Source organism: Ilumatobacter nonamiensis YM16-303 (genome assembly GCF_000350145.1).
Lineage (GTDB): Bacteria > Actinomycetota > Acidimicrobiia > Acidimicrobiales > Ilumatobacteraceae > Ilumatobacter_A > Ilumatobacter_A nonamiensis.
The window spans coordinates 1-17,243 of sequence record NZ_BAOL01000101.1; the positions used below are offsets into that span (position 1 = coordinate 1).

Consider the following 17,243-nt stretch of genomic DNA (forward strand, 5'->3'; position numbering starts at 1 on the left):
GAGATGTTCGACGTGATGGTCGATCGGCTCGAAACCGTCGAGCAGGAGCGCTCGCTCATGCTCTCGTCGATCTCGCACGACCTGCGCACTCCGCTCGCTGCGCTGCGAGCGGCGGTCGAGGCGATCCGCGATGGGGTCGCGCCGGATCCCGACATGTACCTGGTGGGGATGGAACGTCAGGTACGTGCCCTGTCCGCGCTCGTCGACGATCTGCAGTTGCACAGCCGGATCGTGAGCGGCACCTTCGAGCTCAACCGGACCTGGCTCGATCTGACCGAGCTGGCCGACGAGGCGATGGAGACCGTGCGCCCACTCGCCGAGCAGCGCACGGTGAAACTGCTGCTCGAGGCCGACGAGCGGGTGATGCTCGACGCCGACGGCTCACAGCTCGCGCGGGTCGTGCGCAACCTGCTCGACAACGCGATCCGCCACGCACCCTCCGGCTCGGTCGTGCTGGTCCAGATCGGGCGCTCCGACGGGTCGGCGGTGCTCCGGGTGATCGACGAGGGTGCCGGCTTCCCGGCGGAGTTCCGTGACCGTGCGTTCGAGCCGTTCACGCGAGTCGACGAGGCGCGGGACCTCCGAACGGGCACCGCCGGTCTCGGACTGTCGATCGCCAAGGGAATCGTGACCGCCCATTCCGGCACGGTCGGTCTCGTCGACGGCCCCGGCGGCATCGTCGAGATCCGCCTTCCACTCTGACCGCATGTCAGCCGGGGTCTGACCCCCGTCGATATGCGATCGCGGCGGCCGCGAGGCCGTCGATCAGCGACTCGGTGTGCGGTGTGAGCTCGGGCCCTTCCCAATCCCACCACAGCGGGCTCGTGCCCCGTACCCGTGGTGGGAGTTCGATCTGGACGCCGCCGTGTCTCGGCACGTTGACGGGGTTCAGGTCGTGGAGACCGCGCAGCTGCTTGGGGATCGAATCGAGCTCGGTGACGACGTCGTATGCCGGAAGGTGTCGGCGCAGCGTCACACCGACGTGTTCGGCGAAACCGCGGTTCTGGCCTCCGAGGAGCAGCGACCCGAACATGCCCCGTCGTCCGAACCCGTGGATCGTCACGACGATGTCCACGTGATCGAGGAACTCGGCGAGCGCAGCGGACTCCCCGGGCACGACGGTCGTGGACGGAAAGTGCGCACGCATGCCGGCGGGTTGGAGAACGGCGTAGAGCGATGCATCGGCAGCGTCGGCCGCCCGCCTCGCGATCACGTCGGTCATCAGCTCGAGATCACCGCCGTGGTACGCCATGAATCCGACGGGTCCGCGCAACTCGCAGACTTCCTCCACTCCGGGCCTGCCCAGCACCGTTGCGAAGTCGCCCATGCCCGCCATCATGCATCGTGTCGACCGACGCCGTCGCCCCGAGCCCGCACACCTGTGCCAAACGGTGTCTGACACGGGATGGGCCAAACGGTGTCTGACACGGGATGGGCCGTACGATGCAATCGATGCTCGTCTGGATGGACCTCGAAATGACCGGCCTGGATCACACGTCGGACGTGATCGTCGAGATCGCCACGCTGGTCACCGACGACGAGTTGAACATCGTCGCCGAGGGTCCCGACCTCGTGGTCACGGCGAGCGAGGACGAACTTGCGGCCATGGATCCGTTCGTCGTCGCGATGCACACGAAGTCGGGGTTGCTCGATCAGATCAAGGCGTCGACGATCACCCTCGCGGAGGCGGGCGAGCAGACGCTCGCATTCATCCGCCAACACGTTCCCGAGGAACGGAGTGTTCCGCTCTGCGGCAACTCGATCGGGACCGACCGGCGGTTCCTCGCTGCATACCTGCCCGAGATCGAGGAGTACCTGCACTACCGCTCGATCGACGTGTCGAGCGTCAAGGAGCTCGTCAAGCGCTGGTACCCGGATCTCGACGCGAGCCGGCCGCGCGGCCAGGGAAGTCATCGGGCCCTCGACGACATCCGCGAATCGGTGAAGGAACTCGCGTACTACCGCGAGCACGTGTTCGTGCCCGTCGGCGAAGTCGAGGACGCTGTCGACGCGAACGCCTCGGACGACGACGAGTAATTCCCGTCATCGCTGCGAGTCCGATGGGTACGTTCGGCGCGGCGGCGTCCGAGCTCGAATGAGGTTCCGGGCTCGGGCGCCGCACGAGCCCGCCATGACGGCATCCGATACGTTGCGATCATGCGCGCAGTTGTTCTCCGTGACCATGGCGGCCCCGAGGTCTTGACGATCGAGGAGGTCGACGACCTCGCCCCGGGACCCGACCAGATCCTCGTGTCCGTGGCCCACACCGCCCTGAACCGGGCGGACACGTTGCAGCGTCAAGGCGGGTATCCCGATCCGCGGAACCGTGACATCGAGATTCCGGGCCTCGAGTACGCCGGAACGGTCTCGGCGATCGGCTCCGACGTGGTCGAGTGGCAGGTCGGCGACGAGGTGATGGGCATCGAGAGTGGCGGGTGCTACGCCGAGCAGGTCGTGACGCACGCTCGCCACGCATTGCGGGTGCCCGACTCGGTCGAACTCCGCGACGCCGCGGCGATCCCCGAGGTGTTCCTCACAGCGTGGGATGCGCTGGTCGTGCAGGGCGGGCTGACGAGTGGTCGCTGGGCGCTCGTGCACGCCGGGGCTTCCGGCGTCGGGACCGCGGGGATCCAGATCGCGAAGGCGATCGGAGCGCGCATCGCCGTGACGTGTTCGGCGGGCAAGGCGGAAGCGTGCCGGGAGCTCGGAGCTGATCTCGTGCTCGAGCGCAGCCCGGCCGACTGGTTGGGCGAACTGCAGGCGGCGGTCCCGGACGGTGTCGACACGATTCTCGATGTGGTCGGGGGCGACGAGGCCGACCGCAACTTCCGAGCGATCGCGACCGACGGGACGATCGTTCAGGTCGGTTTGATGGGTGGCGGCAAGACGCCGATCAACATGGGACTGCTGCTCATGAAGCGAATCACCTGGATCGGCACGACGCTGCGCTCACGTCCGCTCGAACGCAAACTCGCCCTGTGTCAGCGGTTCACGAGCGAGATCGTGCCGCTGTTCGAGTCCGGGGCGCTGACGCCCGTGATCGACTCGCGCTACCCGTTCGACGAGATCGCCGATGCGCATCGGCACATGGAGTCGAACGCGAACATCGGCAAGATCCTCATCGATCTCTGATCGCGGATCACGCCGCAGCGGGGGCGTCGGGGTCCGCGTCCGGTTCGTCGGGAGCGAGCATGCGTCGGTAGCTGAACCAACCGCCGACCGCGAGCACGACGACCGCCCCGGCGATGAACGGGATCACCGGGAAAGCGTCCGAGCCGCCGGAACTGGGCTCGCCGTAGGTGAACGACACGGCGCCGGCGATCACATGTCCGTCGATGGGAACGGGGGCGAGGTACTGAACGAAGTACGTGCCTTCGCGCTCGACCTCGTCGAAGTCGAGTCGGGCGGTGGTGTCGCCCGTGCGCACGGTCGTGCCACCGATGTCCTCGAACTCGTTGTCGCCGAGGTCGTACGTGAGGAACATCGCGACGTCGTCGCTGATCACTTCGCCGAAGTCGATCTCGACGGTGGAGATCGGTTCGTCGAGCGTGGACCGTGACTCGGGAGTCGAGCCCGCGATGTCGTCGTGAGCGGCCGCAGGTGCGGACCCCGCGAGCAGGGCACCGAGCGACACCGCGCCGACGGCGAGCAACCGCCGAACCCGTGCGCGTCGTGTGCTCACCGTGCCGTCCATGGCATCCATTCAATCAGCGCCCTCGGGGGTCGACATGACGACCCTTCCACGTCACAGCTCTTCCGGTCAGCAGCGTGATCGCACTCCGCACGACGATCGCCACGAAGACGACCACGAGAAGCGGGAAGAGCAGCGCGGCGAGCAGGCGGGTCGTGCCGGCGCGCCGACCCAGGATCCAGATCTGCAGCGCGATCAGCGGATACGCCCACGGGATCGCGATCCATCCTCCCGCGACCGAACAGAGCCATCCCGCCGTGGCGAGCGTGAGCCACCAGCGCGTCGATCGGGCGCCGTCGGCGAAGCTGCGCGTCCACCCGCGCACCAATTCGGCCATGCCGCTCGGGTACATGCGGAACGTGGTGGAGTCCGGAGCGCCGACGAACAGACGGGACCTCCCGATCGTGCGGGCGAGCGCGATGTCCTCGGTGTGTTTCGCACGGACATCCGGATGAGCATGGCCGCCGACCCGGTCGTACGTGGATCGTGCGACGGCGAGCACGGGCCCGAACGCCACGTTTGCCGCGGTCCGATGAGCGAACGGGGTGAACGCACCACACCCCATCAGGGCGGTGACGTTGCACAACAGGCTCGCCTGTTCTCCTGGCGTGTCCATCCGGTGCCAGGGCTGAACCGAGATCACGGTGTCGGGAGCGTCGGTCACCTGTGCCGCGAGGTCGTCGAGCAGGGTCGGCCCGGGGCGGACATCGGCATCGAGGAAGACGAGGATGTCCCCGGTGCTGGCCTGGGCCCCGGCGAAGCAGGCGTTCGGCTTGCCGAGCCAGCCATCCTGAAGCGGAGCCGCGGTGATGACCTCGGCGCCGTGTTCGCGGGCGATCGCCGCGGTGCCATCGGTCGAGTGATCGTCGACGACGATGATCCGGTCCCCTCGTCGGCGTTGATCCACCAACGGCTGCAGCAGATGGGAGAGTGCGTGGGCCTCGTTGCGAGCGGGAATCACGACGGTGACCGCGGTGCGCTCGGTCGTGATCGTCGGCGGCAACGACCGAGCGTTCCAGAGCAGGAACCACCCGATCGACCATCCGATCGCGAAGAGCGAGATGTCGACGACGGCGGGGTCGTTCGGCATCATCCCACTCTGACACGCGTTGCCCATACGCGGGTCTTTCGCGAGAAATCTTCGGCAGTGGCGGAAACCTCCTTGACCTCGGTCGTCCGTACGTGGTTGTCTGACTCCAGTGCCAACGAGGCGCGCAAGTACGAATTGACCCGACCGAAGGAGGCAGACCGATGACGACGACGCTGATCGCCCGCTCGCTGTTCGGTCGCGCCCGGACGGATCTGCCCATGTCGACGATGCCCGCGCACGCTTGTGCATCGGTTCACGTCCCGGCATCCGCACCGTCCATGTCCGTGTCCCCGGCCGCCGTCGCAACCACCACCGAGATGAATCTGTGGCTTGGTGGCGACGTGCAGGGTTCGGGTTTCGGCTCGAAGTACGCCACCAAGCGAATTGCACCCCGGCGCCTCGAAGGAATGACGTAGCACACGCAACGTCATCACCTCCTCCGAGGCCGCCGGGTTCATCAGAACCCGGCGGTTTCGTCGTTTTCGGCCCCATTTCTCCCACCACTCTCGACCCACACAGAAAGCACCACCGATGAAAGCCACGTTCAGCACCCCGGCCAACGGAATCAGCACCGTTGCGCGGTCCATTCCCTCGCCCGCAAGCACCCCCACCGATCCCACTGCAACTCCCGACCTGAAGGACACTTCCGTGAACACCCTCGACATCCCCAGCCTCGACCTGATCGCCCGTGAGGCCGAGCTCACCGAGCGTGAGCCGCTCGCCCCTGACAGTCCGAGACCGCCCGGCAGTGACGGACTCGTCGACCTCGACGAGTCGCTCGCAGCGCGGGCGCCGATCGCCCGCTGTGCGGACGGGAACGGCACCCTGACCGGGCTGTTCTTCTCCGACAACGTGGTCGACATCGCCCGGGCGAAGGCGATGTGCGCCCTGTGCCCGTTGCGCTTCGAGTGCCTCGAAGGCGCGCTCGAACGTGAGGAGCCGTGGGGCGTCTGGGGCGGCGAACTGCTGTCGGGTGGACGCATCGTCGCCAACAAGCGCCCGTGCGGCCGCCCGCCGAAGCACCCGCGGCCCGAGGTCGTCTACGACGAGATGGGCCCCGTGGGAGTCGTGGCGTAGCGGCGACGTGCGGGTTCGGCTGAGCCGCTGACCGGTGAGATGTGGGCGTACCCCCTGCGCTCACATCTCACCGGAGGGTGGAATCTTCGTTCCGGGAACGTTCAGGGGGTTGCGAGCGACCTGAACGGATGTGGTCATTAGCCTGCGGAACGTGAAGATCGAACGACCCCGACTGCTCGTCGGCTCGCTCCTGGCGGCGGTCCTGGTGATCGGCGGATTCGTCGTGTGGCAGCTGTCGGCCGATTCCGAGGCCGGTGACGACGGCGTCGACGCGGTGCTCGAGGATCCGCAGGATCGGGCGCTCCCCGACGACGAGTTCGCAATCGATCCGGTGCCCGATCTCGACGGCGACGCGTTTCCCGAGGCGACCCTGCTCGACGCCGCCGGAAACGAAGTGTCGAGTACGTCGTGGCTCGGCGACACGCCACTCGTCATCAACTTCTGGTTCAGTACGTGCATCCCGTGCGAGCGAGAACTCGCGGACTTCGCGGAGGTCGACGCCGAGACGGGTGAGGAGGTTCGTTTCATCGGCGTGAACCCGCTGGACACCGTGCCCGTCATGGAGCGATTCGCCGGCGAGCGCGGCGTGGAGTACGACCTCATGCGCGACGAATGGGTCGAGCTGCAAACGGGCCTCGGCGTGGCCGCGTTCCCGTACACGGTGTTCGTCACGTCGGAGGGCGAGATCGTCGGGCAGACGGGCGTTCTCGACGCCGATGGTCTCCGCACGGAAGTCGATGCGCTGCTCGAAGCGGAGAACCGGGCATGAGTCTCTGGTTCGTGGCCGGGATGCTCGCGGCCGTCAACCCCTGCGGCTTCGTGCTGCTGCCGACCTATCTGATGTATTTCCTGGGGCTCCAGGGCGCTGAGGGCCAGCGGACCCAGCGCGAGACCTTGCGCAAGGCGCTGAAGGTGTCGGCATCGCTGAGCCTCGGCTTCATGGCGGTGTTCATCGTCGCTGCGAGTCTGGCCAACTACTTCACGAACTGGCTCACCGCGAACGCCAAGTATGCGACCGGCGTCTTCGGTGTCGCACTGATCGTGCTGGGCGCCGCGATGTTGTTCGGCTTCAAGTTGCCCTTCATGAACCCCCAGAAGCTGCAGGGTGAGAAGGACCAGACCGTCCGGTCGATGTTCGTGTACGGCGTCGCCTACGCGATCGCCTCGCTCGGCTGCACGATCGGTTTCTTCATCTCGGCCGTCTTCGCCACGAGCCGCAACGGTGGTGCGTTCGCCGGACTGCGCAACGGCATCGCCTACGGGGCGGGCATGGCGGTGCTGGTCGGTGGACTGACCGTGGCGCTCGCGTTCGCGAACACCGGACTCTTGAAGGTCCTGCGACACGGCTTGCAGTACATGGACCGAATCGCCGCGGCGTTCGTGCTGATCTCCGGGGTGTACCTGCTCTGGTACTTCTACTGGGTCGACCTGAAGGAGGAGGGCGACGCGGTCACCGACTGGGTCACCGCTCGCCAGGCCGACATCAGCGCCTTCCTCAACGATCATCAGTGGGGCGTCACCGTCCTGATGTTCTCGATCCTCGGGTCGACGATCGCCTACGTGTACACGAAACGTGTGGACGTGCTCGCGGGCGTCGTCATCGCCGGCGTCGTCGTGGGTGGTGTGTGGTCGAGCGACTGGTTCGCCGTGGGGATCATCGGCACGTGCGTCGCCGCCGCGGGCGTGCTCGGCCTCCTCCAGGACCGTCGCGACGCCGCCAACGCGTCAGGTCACGGCTCCGACCCGCAACGTGACGATTCGGACTCGGCCGGAGACGGGCTCCGAGCCGCCGACAATCAGAGGTAGTGCATCGCCCGGGCTCGGGCAGTGAGGTCCGCGCGGTGGTCGGGATGGGCGATCGCGATCAGACGGCTCGTGCGTTCACGCACCGTTGCGCTGCGCAGCTCGGCGACGCCGAACTCGGTCACGACCTTGTCGACGGTGTTCTTCGGGGTGGTCACGACGTCGCCGGCGGCCAACTGCGGGACGATCTTCGACGCACCGGACGACGTGGTGGAATGCAGGACGACGAAACCTTGACCGCCGGGGGAGTACATCGCGCCGCGAGCGAAGTCGTTCTGACCGCCCGACGATGAGTAGTAGTGGCCGCCGATGGTCTCGGAGGCGCACTGGCCGAGGAAGTCGACGGACAACGTCGCGTTGATCGACACGAAGTCGTTCTCCTCCGCGATGATCCGCGGGTCGTTCACGTAGCGCACGGCGTGCAGTTCGATCGCCGTGTTCTCGTGCAGGAAGTCATGGAGCCGATTGGTTCCCAGCGCGAACGTGCCGACGGTCTTGGTCCGGTTCAGCCGCTTGCGGACACCGTTCACCACGCCCGAATCGATCAGATCGACCACCCCGTCCGACAGCAGTTCGGTATGGACGCCGAGGTCACGATGGTCCCGGAGCGAGTCCATGATCGCGTTGGGAATGGCCCCGATGCCGGTCTGGATCGTCGCCCCGTTCGGAATTCGTTCGGCAACGAATGCGGCGATCTGGCGGTCGGTCTCGTCGGCGGCGACCGGCGGGACCTCGATCAGCGGTCGATCACTCCGGCACCAGCCCGCGACCTGCGACGCGTGGAGCTGGTTCCGTCCGAACGTGCGCGGCATGTGGTCGGTCACCTCGAGGAAGAACCGGGCGCGACCGATGAAACTCGCGACGTAGTCGGCGGACACGCCGAGGCTGAAGTAGCCGTGGGCGTCCGGTGGCGACGCCGCGGCGACGACGATCGGGTCGTCGGTCCGGTCGTGCATCATTTCGTACACCTCGGAGAAGTGCGCGGGGACCAGACCGATCGTGCCGGCACGGAAGTGCGGCCGGGTCACGTGCGACAGGAAGTACGAGATGTGGTGCAGGCGGTTGCCGAACTCGCCGCGGAGGTAGCGCCGCTCGTGGACGGCGTGCATCTGGTGGACGCGCAGCCCGGTGAAGCGCGTTCCACCCGCCTCCATGTCCTCCGCGACAGCGTGCTCGATGGCGTCGAGCACGGCGGTCGGCTCACCGTTCGCGAGGGGGACGATGATGCGGGTCTCGGGATCCAGATGATCGACGACATCGGCGGCGCTGACGGGATCGCTCATGTGAGCAAAGTAGGTGATTCGTCACGGCCGCGCGGATGGTCTGACCCGACCCGTCGTGCGGTTGGTCGCGTACGGTGCGGACATGGCGAAAGACTTCGACCCGTCCACGGTGCCGATCCGCAACGCAGCAACGGTGATGCTCGTGCGGGACGCGGCCGACGGTGACGAGGGAATCGAGGTGTTCATGCTGCGCCGGACGACCAACGCGGCGTTCGGAGCGGGGATGTTCGTGTTCCCGGGCGGGAAGGTGGATGACGCCGACCACGCCACGGAACTCGAGCCGTTCTGTCGAGGACTCGACGATGCCCACGCGTCGCGGCAACTCGGTCTCGACGCCGGTGGCCTGGCCTACTGGGTCGCCTCGATCCGTGAGTGTTTCGAGGAGGCCGGAATCCTGCTGGCGGAACGACGCGACGGAGCGACACTGACCGTCGGCGACGACGACCGTCACGCGGTGCACGACGGCACGCTGTCGATGGTCGAGTTGTGTCGGCGCGACGACTTGGTGATCGATCTGTCGACGACCGAGTACGTCGACCACTGGATCACTCCGATGGGCGAGGCACGCCGTTTCGACACCCGCTTCTTCGTGACCGAGGCGCCGGATGGTCAGGAGGGTCTCCACGACGACAAGGAGACGGTCGAGAGCAGTTGGGTACGCCCGCAGACGGCGCTCGACCGACTCGACGCCGGAGAACTGATGATGATGCCGCCGACCGTGAAGAACCTGCGCTGGCTGGCGGAGTTCGCGTGCGCCGACGATGCCGTCGCCGCGGGCCGCGCGATCACCGATCCCGCGACGACGCTGCCGAAGCTCCGCACCAATGCCGATGGCCAAGTGCTCGGGATCGCCTTGCCGGGCGATCCCGACTACGACTCGGTGTGAACTCCGATGACGGCGCTCTGATTTCACTGGCCGAGCCCGTGTAATCTCGGCATGTGAGTGATCCGGCGGTGAATCTCGATGTGCTCAAAGCACTCGGCGACAACACCCGCTACGCGATCTATCTCGAACTCGCCCGCTCGGCGCATCCCCTGGCCACGGCCGACATCGCGGAGTCGCTCGGGCTCCACGCGAACACCGTACGGCCCCACCTCGAACGGATGCGTGACGCCGGACTGCTCGCGGTCGAGGTCGGCGGTCGCGGTGATGTGGGGCGGCCACAGCACCGGTACTCCGTGTCGCCCGACGCGCCGTCACTCGGCCTGGAGCCACCGTCGATCCCGGTCCTGGCGCGCATGGTGCTGGCGATGGCCCGACGACTCGGGGCGAGCGCCGACGACGCCGAAGCGGTTGGTTTCGACGAAGGACAGCGCCGATCGCGGCCGTTCTCGACGGCTCCGTCGACCCTCGAAGCGCTCGTTTCCGACCTCGACCGGCTCGGGTTCGACCCCACAGTCAGCGATGCGGAACGTCCCACGGACACCGATGATTCGACTCCGATCGTCGACGACGGTGCTGCCGTGGTCGCGTTCGCGAACTGCCCGTTCTCCGACCTCGCCGAGCAGCATCCGGAACTGGTGTGCGGGCTGCATCGCGGCCTCGTGGCCGGGTTCGTCGCGGGGATGGGCGATGCCGAAACTCGCGACTTCTGTTCACTCACGAGTCGCACTCCGTGCCAGGTCACGGTCGCGGCACGGTAAAATCGATCTCAACAGGATCCGAATCACAGGAGGAACCGCCACATGATCACGCTCACCGACCCCGCTGCCGCCAAGGTTCGCCAATTGCTCGACGCCGAAGGAGCCGAAGAACTCGCCCTGCGCGTCGCGGTGCGCCCCGGTGGCTGCTCGGGTTTCTCGTACGAGATGTTCTTCGACGGCGACTTCGCGTCGGACGACACCACCGCCGAGTACGACGGCAACGTGAAGGTCGTCGTCGACCCCGCGTCGGCCCAGCTGCTCGAGGGTGCGACCCTCGACTACAAGGACGGCCTCGACGAGTCCGGCTTCGCGATCACGAACCCGAACGCCAGCCGCACCTGCGGCTGCGGTCAGAGCTTCTCCTGAAGCTGGGCGGCATGTGCCGTCCCACCCCGCCCTGAGCGGAGTGCTGTTCAGGTGAGGGAAAGATCGAGGCGCTCGCGCAACTCGGTCTCGTCCCACAGTCCGTCGAGGCGCTCGATCACGGTTCCGTCAGGGCCGACGATGAACAGGGCCGGCTCGAACTGCATGTCGAGCGTGGCGACCGCCGGGGCGACTTCCGTCGCCGTGGTGTCGGTCCAGACCTCGGCGTGGACGAACACGAAGCTGTCGGCGTAGTCCGGCGCCACGTCGACCATCGTTTCGAGCGCGGGAGCGCAGGTGCCGGTCTGACAGAACGCGGGCGTGCCCACGATGTACGCGACGTACGAACCGGATGCGAGCGCCTCGGTGAGGGTCATCGCGTGGAACGGGCACTCCGGCTCACGCGTGCAGATCGGGTCGACGCCGCCCGGGTCGGCCGCCGTCGGGGTGTCGAAGCCCGCGAGGACGTCTCCGGGGCCCGGAACCGCCACCAGGGAGGGTTCGGTGACCTGGAAATTGGCGTCGGCCTCCGTGCCGTCGTCGATGCGGATCCCGTAGACACCGGGGGTGTTCATGGTCGGCCGGAACGCGTAGTACGGCGCCGGCGTGACATCGCGACGCACCGCGATGATCGGGTCACCGATCGCGTTGCCGTCGAGGTCGACGACCTGACCCGTGAGTTGATCGGGTCCGTCGGTGACCAGCTCGGCCGTCCGGGCGAGGCTGAACGGCAGCCGGACCTCACCGGGCACGAGCACATCGGACGGGAAACGTGGCACGACGACGTACGAATCGAGGTCGGCCGTGGCTGCGTCGCTCGCCCCGCCGCTGTCCGCCTCCCCGTTGCTGTCGCTTCCTCCGCCGCACGCCGCCGCGACTCCGGCGGTCGCGGCGCCGATCAGAAAGGTCCGTCGGTCGAATCCGAACTTCGGGTCGGGAGTGGCATCGTGGGGGTTGGTCATGAGTGGGGGAGATCCGAGAGGGCAGGAATTGCTGGACATCGTTGAATCGGCGGCAACTGACGTGCGATCGTACGAGCGATGAGCGCGACGACTCCGGTGTCATTCCGACGATATCGCCGTCGCGTCCTCACCATCGGTGCGGCCGCGTTTCTGGTGGTCTTCGCGCTCGGCGCGGTGATCACGATTCCCCGAATCCAGAGCGATCTGGAGAACCGGGTGGAGGCCGCACTCGCGGCGAACGGCATCGACGGGGTCACGGCGTCGTTCTCCGGCCAGGACGGCACGCTCGGCTGCTCGGAGCCGATCGCAGAACTGGACCGAGCCGTCGAGGTCAGCAACGACGTTCGGGGCGTGCGCGCCATCGACGTCGCCACGACGTGTTCCGCAGGCGACGACGCAGAGGCCGTGAGCGAGGCCGACGCCTCGGAAGTGCCGACGTCGACAGCCAGCGACACCTCGACCGGCAACACGACGGACGAGACCACCGGCTCGACCGTGACGACCGCGGACGATCCCGACCTGGAGACGATCATTCAGGTGCTCGACGAGGACCCGCTCTTTGATCAGCTGTCCGTCCTGGTCGACGACGTCGGGCTCGACAGCGAGGATCTCCTGGGGGGGTCCGGACCGATCACCCTCCTCGCTCCGACCGACGACGCATTCGATGAAGCCTTCGACACCCTCGGCGCCGACGCGTTCGGGGCGATGACGACCGATCCCGACGTGGTTCGATCCCTGCTCCGCCTGCACATCGCCGAGGGTGCGATCACGTCGGACACGTTCGACGACGGCCCGATCGAGATGCTCGACGGATCGACCGTCGTCATCGACGCCGAGGTTCCCACGTTCTCCAGCGCCGGTGCGACCGCGGGCGTCGCGGATCCGGACACGCAGCTCGACATCCGAGCATCGAACGGAGTCGTCCACGCCATCGACGACATCCTGCTTCCGGCCGACTTCTCGCTTCCGACCGACAACTCCGCGCCGGAGAACCCCGCCGAGCCGACCCCGGAGGCGGCGGGTACCGAGGTCGAGTACGTCGATGGTCGTGTGACCCTCAGCGGTGTGGTGTCGAGTGACGAGCAGCGCACGCAGCTCCGCGGCGCGGCCGAGACGAACGTCCACCCGGACAACGTCGCCGATGAGCTCACGGTGATCGACGACGGCCCGACCGATGTCGACAGCATGGCTGTCGCCGTCGAGGCGATGGTCGCCGACCTCGTTTCGGGCGATGTCGGCCTCGTCGACGGAGAACTCTCGATGGTCGGCATGCTCATCGACGAGGACGCGCGTCCCGCCATCGACGAGCTCGCCTCCGCAGAAGGGTTCACCGTCGAGTTGTCCACCCGCCCGATCGCCGACGAGCAATCCGCCACAGCGCTGCAGTCGGAGATGAACGAGTTCGTCCGGGCGAACCCCATCGAGTTCGAACCGGAGTCGATCGATCCGACGCCGGACTCGATCCCGATCGTCGATCAGCTCGCAGCGCAAGCCCTCCGGTTGCAGGGCACCGACATCGTGGTCGTCGGCTTCACGGACACCGCCGGGTCCGCGGAGAGCAACCAGTTCTGGAGCGAGCAACGGGCAACGGTGGTTCGCGACATGTTCGCCGAGCGGAGTGTCCCCGACGACTCGCTCACGGCGGCGGGGTTCGGCGAGAACGCGCCGATCCTGCGGCCGGATGGCACCGAAGACGTCACGGCGAGCCGCCGTATCGAGTTCGTGGTGACGAGTCGATGATGGTGAGACCGACCGGTTTCGGCGAGGATTGACCCGGGAGAGACGACGTCGCGTGCTGTACACACTGCTCAATTTCCTCGTATGGGGACTGCTGCTCGCCGTCATCGGCGGTGTGGTCGGTTGGGCGCTGCGGTCGCTGAAAGCACGTCGCGAGCTGTCGGAGTCGCGCCAGGTCGACGCGGCAGACGTCGACGAGATGCGCGATCGATCGGCCGATTTCGAAGCCGTGGTTGCCGAGCGTGATCGGTTGCGGATGCAGGTGGCCAACATGCGCCATGCCGATTCTCCCGGCTTCGTCGCCGACTCCAGCAGGCATTCGTCGACGACCGATTCGCCGAAGACGAGTGCGCTGCGGGGCGACACGTCCGAACCCGGCGACGCCGAAGAACACGACGTCGACCTCGTGGAAGCCGAGGCGGTCCTGGGCAGGGAGATCGGCCTCGACGACCTGACGGTGATCGAGGGCATCGGTCCCAAGATCGCCGAGTTGTGCTCGGGAATCGGGGTCTCGACGTGGGCGCAACTCGCTCGTTCCGACGAATCCGCCCTGCGCGAGATGCTCGATGCGGCCGGCTCCGGATACAAGCTGCGTGATCCGTCGAGTTGGCCGCACCAAGCCGGCATGCTGGCATCCGGTCGCTGGGACGACTTCCGGGAGTTCAGCGCCGGGCTCCACGATCTCTGATACCGGTTCGGGTGCAATACCCTGCGGAAGATGAGCAAGCCCTTGGGTCCATACGTGCCGGTGCTGCGTGCCGGCGATTTCATCTACGTCTCGGGCCAGGGTGGTCTCGTCGACGGTGTGAAGGTCGACGGTGGCGTCGCACCGGAAACCGTGCAGACCATGAAGAATCTGAGCGCGCTGCTCGAGTCGGTCGGTGCCTCGCTCGACGATGTGGTCAAGACGACCTGCTTCCTGACCGACATGGAGAACTACGCCAAGTTCAACACCGAGTACTCGGCGGCGTTCGGTGATCACCGCCCGACCCGCTCGTGTGTTGCGGTGGCGTCGCTCCCGGCGAACTTCCTCGTCGAGGTCGAAGCCGTCGCCTACAAGCCACTCGACTGAGCGGGTTGCTTCCTCCCCGGCGCTTGGTCGGCTCGATTTCCTGGGCGTACACTGCACCGATGGCCGGAGCGATCATCCTCATCATCGCCATGATCGGCGTCGGCGTTGCCGTGCTCATGACGGGCGCCGTGTGCTCGGCGATTCTCGGTGAATCACTGCGCCGGGACGGGATCGCCCGCAACGAGGGCAGCGAACTCCTCGAACTCCAAGACTGACCACCGTGTCGGAATCGGTCGGCCCCGAGCGCGCCGATCTCGTCATCGCCCACGCCCGGTGTCTGGCAACGGTCGACGATGCACGTCGTGAACTGAGCGACGGATGGTTGGCGATCACCGACGGGCTGGTCTCGGGCGTCGGTACGGGTGAACCGCCGGATGCGGACGAGACGATCGACGCAGCGAATTGCCTGGTCACCCCGGGTCTGGTGAACACGCACCACCACCTGTATCAGAATCTCACCCGGGCGTTCCCGCCGATGACCGACAAGCCGCTGTTCGGCTGGTTGCAGTCGCTGTATCCGCTGTGGCGGTCGATCGACACCGAATCGGTCTACGTGTCGGCGTGGGTGGGTCTCGCCGAACTCGCGCTGTCGGGATGCACCACCTCGACCGATCACCTCTATCTCCATCCGCGCGGTGCGGGGGATCTGCTCGGCGCCGAGATCGAAGCTGCTCGTGACCTGGGCATCCGATTCCATCCGACCCGCGGGTCGATGTCGTTGTCGGAGAAGGACGGCGGTCTGCCGCCCGATGACGTGGTCGCCGATGACGACGAGATCCTGGCCGCCTGCGAGGAGGCGGTGGAGCGTCACCATGACCGGACGTTCGGTGCGATGACCCGCGTCGCCCTGGCACCGTGTTCGCCGTTCTCGGTGACCGAGGATCTGATGGTGAGGACCGGCGAACTCGCGGAACGCCTCGACGTCCGGTTGCACACCCACTTCGCGGAGAACGCTGAGGACGACGAGTTCAGCCTCGCGACCTTCGGATGTCGACCGATGGAGTACCTCGAGCGGACCGGGTGGTGCACGGATCGCACCTGGGTCGCCCATTGCGTGATGCCGAACGCGGACGAGATCGCCCGCCTCGGCGCGGCCGGCGTCGGCGCGGCGCACTGTCCGTCGAGCAACCTGATCCTCGCGTCGGGAATCTCGCCCGTCGTCGACCTCCGAGCGGCGGGAGTGAAGGTCGGCCTCGGTGTCGATGGCTCGTCATCGGCCGACAGCGCCTCTCTGTGGTTGGAGGCGCGTCAGGCGATGCTGCTCGCGAAACTCCGCAACGGGGCCGGCGCGGGCACGGCGCGGATGGCGCTCGAGATCGCCACGGTCGGCGGCGCCGGCTGTCTGGGTCGCGAGGGCGAGATCGGAACCTTGCAGGTGGGCGCGGTCGCCGACGTGGCCGTGTGGTCGCTCACCGGACCCACATTTGCGGGGGCGATCGCCGACCCGATCGAAGCATGGCTGCGCTGCGGACCCACCGGTGTGCGCGACACGATCGTCCACGGGCGACCGATCGTCCGCGACGGGATGCTGGTCTCGGATCGGCTGGAGGAGATGTTGAACGCCCACGACGTCCAGGCTCGTCGCATCCAACAACTCGATGTGTGACGTGGGACGCCCCGCCGCGACGTCGGAGACGGTCGCGAATTCGCCAGACTGTGTGCCGTGATCTCCCAGGTGTCCACTCGTTGCCGGACTGTCGCGCTCTGCGTCGTCCTCGGCGCGCTCGCCGCCTGCACGATGTCGACCGAGGCGTCCGAGGGCACCCCCGCCGACCCTGCCGAGGACGAAGTGCTCGCCCCGCTGCCGACGATCGGGCTGGGTTCCAGCAGCGGTGATCTGGAGACATCGACCGGGAACACGGCCGATGACGCCGACGCGGTCGAGTCGATCACCATGATCGGCGACTCGATCACCGTGGCATCGACCGAGCAGCTGTACGGCCAGTTCGACCAGCTCGGCTTCGATGACGTCACGATCGTCTCCCAACAGGGCAAGCGGATGGGCGAGACGTTCGGCGACAACACGAGCGGCGTGCGGATCGCGAGCTATCTCGCTTCCGAGTACGACGGCGACCCCGCAGAGAACCTGTGGATCGTGGCACTCGGAACCAACGACATCAGCCAGTACGACGACCCCGGCGAACTCGAAGCCGTGGTCGATTCGATCATCGACGCGGTCCCGGACGATTCACCTCTGATCTGGGTGAACACGTACTTCGAGCAGCACCCGATCGACACCGCTGCCGTGAACGCGGCGATCTCCCAGGCCGTCGCGGAACGCGGGAATGCGACGGTGGGGTCGTGGAACAGCTACGCGCCGACCGATGGTGTGATCAGTAGTGACGGCGTCCACCCGACCGACGCGGGCGAGATCGCTTTCGCGAACGTGGTCACCTCGACCGCGGCCGATTTCCTCGGACGCTGACCCTCCGGGGCTCGCCCCACTCGGCCTGACATCGTGTCGACGGGACGGCTCGCGGTCAGGTCACGGACACGGCTGCGCCGACGGATCGGCTCCAGG

At 67.1% G+C, this 17,243-nt stretch carries 21 protein-coding genes; 16 read left to right on the top strand and 5 right to left on the bottom strand.

Features of this window, described 5'->3' with window-relative positions; all coding sequences use genetic code 11:
- Positions 1–702 (top strand): sensor histidine kinase (locus ON45_RS11090; RefSeq protein WP_040493888.1); only part of this gene is annotated, 702 nt, incomplete at its 5' end.
- Between the two features lie 7 nt (positions 703–709).
- On the opposite strand, the gene ON45_RS11095 is transcribed toward ON45_RS11090, so the two are convergent.
- Positions 710–1,327, bottom strand: coding sequence for a poly-gamma-glutamate hydrolase family protein (locus tag ON45_RS11095; protein ID WP_206537687.1), 618 nt, complete (start codon positions 1,325–1,327; stop codon positions 710–712).
- 125 nt (positions 1,328–1,452) lie between these two features.
- Between ON45_RS11095 and orn the strand changes: the two genes are divergently transcribed.
- Entirely contained in the window at positions 1,453–2,037 is a 585-nt protein-coding gene (gene orn / locus ON45_RS11100) for an oligoribonuclease (RefSeq protein ID WP_083914804.1), read from the top strand.
- Between the two features lie 120 nt (positions 2,038–2,157).
- Positions 2,158–3,132 (top strand): NAD(P)H-quinone oxidoreductase, encoded by a 975-nt coding sequence (locus ON45_RS11105; RefSeq protein ID WP_040493890.1) that lies wholly within the window; start codon positions 2,158–2,160, stop codon positions 3,130–3,132.
- Positions 3,133–3,139: 7 nt separating this feature from the next.
- Here the strand turns inward: ON45_RS11105 and ON45_RS11110 are convergent, their stop codons facing one another.
- Both ON45_RS11110 and ON45_RS11115 read right to left on the bottom strand, forming a co-directional pair.
- Complete coding sequence (locus tag ON45_RS11110; RefSeq protein WP_158412357.1) at positions 3,140–3,682, bottom strand: copper resistance CopC family protein; 543 nt, start codon at positions 3,680–3,682, stop codon at positions 3,140–3,142.
- A gap of 25 nt (positions 3,683–3,707) precedes the next feature.
- Positions 3,708–4,781, bottom strand: coding sequence for a glycosyltransferase family 2 protein (locus ON45_RS11115; protein WP_158412359.1), 1,074 nt, complete (start codon positions 4,779–4,781; stop codon positions 3,708–3,710).
- A 161-nt stretch (positions 4,782–4,942) separates the two neighbouring features.
- Between ON45_RS11115 and ON45_RS23075 the strand changes: the two genes are divergently transcribed.
- The 4 genes from ON45_RS23075 to ON45_RS11135 all read left to right on the top strand — a co-directional run bounded on the left by ON45_RS23075 (position 4,943) and on the right by ON45_RS11135 (position 7,664).
- Entirely contained in the window at positions 4,943–5,197 is a 255-nt protein-coding gene (locus tag ON45_RS23075; protein WP_040493896.1) for a hypothetical protein, read from the top strand.
- 115 nt (positions 5,198–5,312) lie between these two features.
- Positions 5,313–5,858: a WhiB family transcriptional regulator gene (locus ON45_RS23900; protein ID WP_083914789.1), complete on the top strand. Its 546-nt coding sequence runs from the start codon at positions 5,313–5,315 to the stop codon at positions 5,856–5,858.
- Between the two features lie 151 nt (positions 5,859–6,009).
- Positions 6,010–6,627 (top strand): TlpA family protein disulfide reductase, encoded by a 618-nt coding sequence (locus ON45_RS21425; protein ID WP_051062910.1) that lies wholly within the window; start codon positions 6,010–6,012, stop codon positions 6,625–6,627.
- Positions 6,624–7,664, top strand: a complete 1,041-nt coding sequence (locus ON45_RS11135; protein WP_040493898.1) for a cytochrome c biogenesis CcdA family protein — start codon at positions 6,624–6,626, stop codon at positions 7,662–7,664. The genes ON45_RS21425 and ON45_RS11135 overlap by 4 nt, the downstream gene beginning before the upstream one ends.
- On the opposite strand, the gene ON45_RS11140 is transcribed toward ON45_RS11135, so the two are convergent.
- A complete protein-coding gene (locus ON45_RS11140; protein WP_040493900.1) occupies positions 7,655–8,944 on the bottom strand; it encodes an acetyl-CoA hydrolase/transferase family protein in 1,290 nt (429 codons plus the stop codon). The genes ON45_RS11135 and ON45_RS11140 overlap by 10 nt on opposite strands.
- 82 nt (positions 8,945–9,026) lie before the next feature.
- Here ON45_RS11140 and ON45_RS11145 point away from each other — a divergent pair, with 82 nt between their 5' ends.
- From ON45_RS11145 to erpA, 3 genes are read left to right on the top strand one after another with little or no spacing between them, the layout of a single operon-like run.
- Entirely contained in the window at positions 9,027–9,830 is an 804-nt protein-coding gene (locus ON45_RS11145) for an NUDIX hydrolase (RefSeq protein WP_040493945.1), read from the top strand.
- A gap of 53 nt (positions 9,831–9,883) precedes the next feature.
- Positions 9,884–10,588, top strand: coding sequence for a helix-turn-helix transcriptional regulator (locus ON45_RS11150; protein WP_040493902.1), 705 nt, complete (start codon positions 9,884–9,886; stop codon positions 10,586–10,588).
- A 42-nt stretch (positions 10,589–10,630) separates the two neighbouring features.
- Positions 10,631–10,954 carry an iron-sulfur cluster insertion protein ErpA gene (erpA, locus tag ON45_RS11155; protein WP_040493904.1) on the top strand — a complete coding sequence of 108 codons (324 nt, stop codon included), beginning with the start codon at positions 10,631–10,633 and terminating at the stop codon, positions 10,952–10,954.
- A 47-nt stretch (positions 10,955–11,001) separates the two neighbouring features.
- Here the strand turns inward: erpA and ON45_RS11160 are convergent, their stop codons facing one another.
- Complete coding sequence (locus ON45_RS11160) at positions 11,002–11,913, bottom strand: hypothetical protein (RefSeq protein WP_040493906.1); 912 nt, start codon at positions 11,911–11,913, stop codon at positions 11,002–11,004.
- Positions 11,914–11,991: 78 nt separating this feature from the next.
- Here ON45_RS11160 and ON45_RS11165 point away from each other — a divergent pair, with 78 nt between their 5' ends.
- The 6 genes from ON45_RS11165 to ON45_RS11185 are packed head-to-tail and all read left to right on the top strand — an operon-like array spanning position 11,992 to position 17,147.
- On the top strand, positions 11,992–13,653 hold the full coding sequence (locus ON45_RS11165; RefSeq protein WP_040493908.1) for a fasciclin domain-containing protein: 1,662 nt from the start codon (positions 11,992–11,994) through the stop codon (positions 13,651–13,653).
- A gap of 52 nt (positions 13,654–13,705) precedes the next feature.
- Positions 13,706–14,338 (top strand): helix-hairpin-helix domain-containing protein, encoded by a 633-nt coding sequence (locus ON45_RS21430; RefSeq protein ID WP_051062912.1) that lies wholly within the window; start codon positions 13,706–13,708, stop codon positions 14,336–14,338.
- A 30-nt stretch (positions 14,339–14,368) separates the two neighbouring features.
- Positions 14,369–14,722, top strand: a complete 354-nt coding sequence (locus tag ON45_RS11175) for a RidA family protein (protein ID WP_040493910.1) — start codon at positions 14,369–14,371, stop codon at positions 14,720–14,722.
- Positions 14,723–14,781: 59 nt separating this feature from the next.
- Entirely contained in the window at positions 14,782–14,937 is a 156-nt protein-coding gene (locus ON45_RS23080) for a hypothetical protein (RefSeq protein WP_158412361.1), read from the top strand.
- Positions 14,938–14,942: 5 nt separating this feature from the next.
- A complete protein-coding gene (locus tag ON45_RS11180) occupies positions 14,943–16,328 on the top strand; it encodes an 8-oxoguanine deaminase (RefSeq protein WP_040493912.1) in 1,386 nt (461 codons plus the stop codon).
- A 57-nt stretch (positions 16,329–16,385) separates the two neighbouring features.
- On the top strand, positions 16,386–17,147 hold the full coding sequence (locus ON45_RS11185) for a GDSL-type esterase/lipase family protein (protein ID WP_040493914.1): 762 nt from the start codon (positions 16,386–16,388) through the stop codon (positions 17,145–17,147).
- Positions 17,148–17,243: the final 96 nt, after the last annotated feature.